This window comes from Priestia sp. P5_B4 (genome assembly GCF_056400385.1).
In genome coordinates this window covers 1-3067 of record NZ_JBFULJ010000458.1, presented here as the reverse complement: position 1 = coordinate 3067, position 3067 = coordinate 1, and the positions used below count along the sequence as shown (strand labels likewise).

Annotated in this window: 6 protein-coding genes; all 6 read right to left on the bottom strand. The window is 38.5% G+C overall.

Going from position 1 to position 3067, the window contains the following annotated elements; all coding sequences use genetic code 11:
* Positions 1-40 precede the first annotated feature (40 nt).
* Positions 41-265: a sulfurtransferase TusA family protein gene (locus AC1DRF_RS21245; RefSeq protein ID WP_013058035.1), complete on the bottom strand. Its 225-nt coding sequence runs from the start codon at positions 263-265 to the stop codon at positions 41-43.
* A 35-nt stretch (positions 266-300) separates the two neighbouring features.
* Entirely contained in the window at positions 301-1428 is a 1128-nt protein-coding gene (locus tag AC1DRF_RS21240) for an MBL fold metallo-hydrolase (protein ID WP_477741622.1), read from the bottom strand.
* A gap of 49 nt (positions 1429-1477) precedes the next feature.
* On the bottom strand, positions 1478-1873 hold the full coding sequence (locus AC1DRF_RS21235; protein ID WP_477741621.1) for a DsrE/DsrF/DrsH-like family protein: 396 nt from the start codon (positions 1871-1873) through the stop codon (positions 1478-1480).
* A 26-nt stretch (positions 1874-1899) separates the two neighbouring features.
* Positions 1900-2451, bottom strand: a complete 552-nt coding sequence (locus AC1DRF_RS21230) for a sulfurtransferase TusA family protein (RefSeq protein WP_097822839.1) — start codon at positions 2449-2451, stop codon at positions 1900-1902.
* 55 nt (positions 2452-2506) lie between these two features.
* The gene (locus AC1DRF_RS21225) at positions 2507-2803 is read right to left on the bottom strand and encodes a rhodanese-like domain-containing protein (RefSeq protein ID WP_477741620.1); all 297 of its coding nucleotides are present in this window, start codon (positions 2801-2803) and stop codon (positions 2507-2509) included.
* Positions 2804-2825: 22 nt separating this feature from the next.
* A partial coding sequence (locus tag AC1DRF_RS21220) for a rhodanese-like domain-containing protein (protein ID WP_477741619.1) occupies positions 2826-3067 on the bottom strand: 242 nt, incomplete at its 5' end.

The window sequence follows — 3067 nt, the reverse complement described above, 5'->3', positions numbered from 1 at the left end:
GGTACCTTTTACAAGAGATACCCTTTTCGTCCATTATTTCTTATCCTTTTTTAATCCAAAACTTAAAAACGTCGCCTTCTTCTGTATGAAGAAGCTCGTGACCGCCAGATTTTGCCCAGGCTGCAAGATCGTTTTTTGCCCCTTTATCCGTTGCATGAATTTCTAACACTTGACCTGCTTCAAGTTCATTCATTGCTTTTTTTGTTTTAACAATCGGCATTGGACATGCCAGCCCTTTTGCATCTAGTACTTTAGTTGATTCCATTTCTCTCTCTCCTTTATTTAAGCTGAACTTTTTACTTAGCGAATCGCACAGCGGTTTGGTCCAATTTCCATTTCACGCTGTTTTTCTTCATCTGGACTTACTTTCCCCATATTGGTTTCACGGATTTCTTGATATGCATTTGGCTGCCGCGGTAAATTATCTGTTACTAAGTGTCTGAACTCTGCTTCGTCTTTGATGTTTAATCCATGATTTTCTGCAAACAAAGTACCTAACTTTTCAGCTACGCTGCCGTTATCATTTAGCTCATCAATAATCATAAAATGAGCTGGCAATACGATTAACTCATCTGATAATGCTTTATAGCGTTTATAAAGCGTCTCGCGCAGATCGCCTACCCAGTCTTCAGCCATACCAGCTAAATCAGGACGTCCAATTGAATCGATGAACAAAATATCACCTGAAAGTAAGTATTGATCGTCTACGATAAAAGAAGTTGATCCAATCGTATGACCCGGTGAATAAAGAGGCTGAATCGTAATCATTGTGTTACCAATCACGACATCACTGCCTTCTTCTAACGCCTTGTAGTCAAAAATCACTTCTTCTGCATCTTTTGGAGGCAGCCAGTACGCTGCATTTGTTGCTTCAGCAATAACTCTTCCTCCTGAAATGTGATCTGCATGAAGGTGCGTATCAAACACATGCTTAACAGTGACACCAAGTTCTTTGGCAAAGTTAATATACACATCCACCATACGCGTCGCATCAATAATAGCCGCTTCACCGTTTGATACGATCATATAAGATAAGCATCCTTTACCGATACGAACAAACTGATAGATCTCTCCGCCGTCTTTTAAATCTCCGACTTTAACAGGCTCTAAATATTCACTCCACGCTTTCATACCGCCTTTAAGGTACGATACGGTAAGCCCCGCCTCTGAAAGCATGTCAGCTACCATCACGGATGAACCTTCTTTGGCGCAGACAACTAACACTTCTTTATCAGAAGGGATTTTTTCTAAGATTTCTTCTACTCCGTCTAAAAGATCGAAGTATGGAACATTTAAATGCTGAAATTGATGACCTTCAATTTTCCAATCGCTAAAATCACTTTCGTTACGAACGTCCAAAATAAATAACGCTTCTTTATTGATAATTTTAGATGTAACTTCTTTTGCAGTAAGTACATGTACTGTCATATTAAAATACCTCCTATAGTATTTTTTCAGTTATAGTCATTCGTTAAAATTAAAAGGTTAATGACACATTTGCATCTTTGGCGAAATCTAAAAACGTAACAGCTCCGCCTACTTCAATACCGTCTACAAAATCTTCTTTTGTTAATCCCATTACATCTATTGTCATTTGACAGCCAATGAATTTAACACCCATTTCTTGCGCCATTTCAACAAGCTCCGGAATAGACGGGACATTTGCTTTTTGAAAACCTTCAGCGAAATGCTCTTTCCCTTCAGGCATAGTTAATTGTTTATGACCTTCTTTATGAATAAGATTTAACCCTTCAAATGTAAAGAAAATCGATACTTCTTGATCGCTTGCTACCGCCGCAGTGGCAATGTTAAATACTTTATATGCATCAAATAATCCACCGTTTGCTGCGATAATTGCTACTTTTGAACTCATATTTAGTTCCTCCTTTATTTGGTTATTTACTCTGTTTTACCTGTCCAGTCACGCATACCAGGAACCACGTTAATTAAGTTTTTAAACCCTTGCTTTTTCATCGTTTGCCCTGCCATCTCACTTCGTCTTCCAGAGTGGCAAATAATATAAATTTCATTCTCTTTATTTAGCTCATTCGAACGTTTTTCTACTTCACCAAGCGGAATATGAACTACGCCTGGAATATGAGCTTCATCGTATTCTTCTACTTCACGAACGTCTAAAATATGAAGATGTTCATCATTCTCTACTTTTTTCGCAAATTCTTCTAATGAAATTTCAGGAATTGGCGTTACGTTTTCTTCAGCGCCGCCTTTACGAAGAAAGTGGTGAAGAACGTCACCTGCTGCCTCGGTACCTAAATACTCATGACCTGTGCTTTTTGCCCACGCTTGTAAGTCAGCCGTAGAGCCTTTATCCGTTGCTTGAATTTCTAGTACTTGACCTGCTTCTAATTCATTCATTTTCTTCTTTGTTCTTACGATTGGCATTGGGCATGCTAACCCTTTTGCATCTAATACGAAGTTTGCTTGCATCATTTCTTTTTCCTCCTTGGTTTAAATACTAGTAGGGGTATATTTTTATCTAAAAAAATTAGACCGTTTCCCCTTTCCATTCCATCATTCCGCCTGTCATATTCGTTACATTGTAGCCTTGCTGCTCAAGAAAACGAGCTGCCATTCCGCTTCTGCCTCCAGAACGACAGACAAGAATGTAGTGGTTTGTTTTGTCTAACTCATGCATACGGAATTCTAATAAAGGAAGCGGGATATTTAACGTGTTTGGAATTTTACCTATTTTTACTTCCTCTACTTCACGCACATCTAAAATGTGAATTTGTTCTTGTTTTTTTACTAATTGTTCTACTTCTTGTGCCGCTATTGTCTTCACGCTACGTCTCCTCCTTCTTGATTTATCTCCACCTATTCATGCCGCCTTTAATGTTGGTGATAGATGTAAAACCTTGCTTTTTCAAAAGCTTACTTGCTTTCATACTTCTCATTCCGCTTTGACAAATAACGACTACTTCTCTGTCTTTTGAAAGCTGGCCTGTTTGCGCAGGCAGTTCTGGTAAAGGAATGTTTCGAAATCCTTTAATGTGTTTAGTCCGAAATTCATGCGGTGTTCGCACATCGATAAACTGTTTTTGTTTAT

Coding starts and splice junctions, on each gene's coding strand:
- AC1DRF_RS21240 (WP_477741622.1), bottom strand. CDS start 1,428: ATGACAGTACATGTACTTACTGCAAAAGAAGTTACATCTAAAATTATC.
- AC1DRF_RS21230 (WP_097822839.1), bottom strand. CDS start 2,451: ATGATGCAAGCAAACTTCGTATTAGATGCAAAAGGGTTAGCATGCCCA.
- AC1DRF_RS21235 (WP_477741621.1), bottom strand. CDS start 1,873: ATGAGTTCAAAAGTAGCAATTATCGCAGCAAACGGTGGATTATTTGAT.
- AC1DRF_RS21245 (WP_013058035.1), bottom strand. CDS start 265: ATGGAATCAACTAAAGTACTAGATGCAAAAGGGCTGGCATGTCCAATG.